The sequence below is a fragment of the Tannerella forsythia genome, from assembly GCF_003860135.1.
GTDB lineage: Bacteria > Bacteroidota > Bacteroidia > Bacteroidales > Tannerellaceae > Tannerella > Tannerella forsythia_A.
In genome coordinates, this window is the sequence record NZ_RQYN01000130.1 from 1 (window position 1) to 1,083 (window position 1,083).

General features: G+C 34.1%; 1 pseudogene. It reads right to left on the minus strand.

From position 1 onward, the window contains the following. Positions 1 to 551: 551 nt before the first annotated feature. Positions 552 to 1,083, minus strand: a pseudogene (locus tag EII41_RS13610) (IS4 family transposase); the annotation flags it as partial.

Consider the following 1,083-nt stretch of genomic DNA (forward strand, 5'->3'; position numbering starts at 1 on the left):
CAAGAATATCCAATAATTATTCCATTTATTTTATTGACAAACAGTTTAATGAATATATTTTAAGGAGCAACTAAATATAAAAAGAGAAGAAATGGCTATTTAGTAGTGCTGTATTTGCTGTTTTCTTTTGTGTCGGGGTTAACTATTCTCCATTATTTAGGCAATTGGGAAGCAAAAAATACTAAGCATAATATTGAGAAAGTGAATTATCCGACAATAATTCGGAATTTTTGATTCAGAAGAAGGAATGAGTTATAGAGCAAGATTTGAATCGAAGTTTAAAAGGTGGACTCAGAATAGGTGTGTCTATTGTTTCATTGTACCTGTCTGTTGTCGGTTGGATTTATACGGGTCGGGTTATATGCTTCTTGATTTAATTGGTGCATTTGATTGTCCTATTATTCAACCCATTCGTAAAGATCCCTATATTATAGAAGCAGATAATACACGTATAATAAGACCTGTGATTGATACTTCTTTTTTGAGGAAAAAGTCGCTAATTATAGATATGCCATCATTAGTGTCCCGTTAAAATAGGACGAATTAAACAATTAATCAAATAACCCCGGAATCAGGGGATCATATAGATTTTTGACATCATTGAAATTAGTCTTGTCGAACAGGTCATGCAAGTGAGTTTTGTCTGTCAATGATATACTGAGAATTTGCAAGACTTCATAAGTCGAGCGTTTTAGCTTCATATCATGTTGGACAATAGCCACAAGACAGTATGTTTTCTTATAAAGATTGGCGACATCCAATGCAGAAAGTTGCTTCGCATTCGTCAAAAAAGTGAACTTACGATTATCTTCTTCGTCGTGATATCGGATGATTCTGAATGATTCCGGATATTTCTTCTCGGAGAGATATCCGGTCCGTTTCACTTCCGCATCTATCATTATATTCTTTGGCATTCTTCGCTTCCATTTGACTGTCTTATACTTTAAGTTCGTCTTGGCTCTGACAACAAAGAAAGAGTTTGTAAGATGTATCCTATAGAGTTTTTTAAACCCAGATTCCGCGATAGAAAAAATCTTATCTTTGCATTTTACAATTTCTAACGCGTAGCGATAGAGAAAAAAG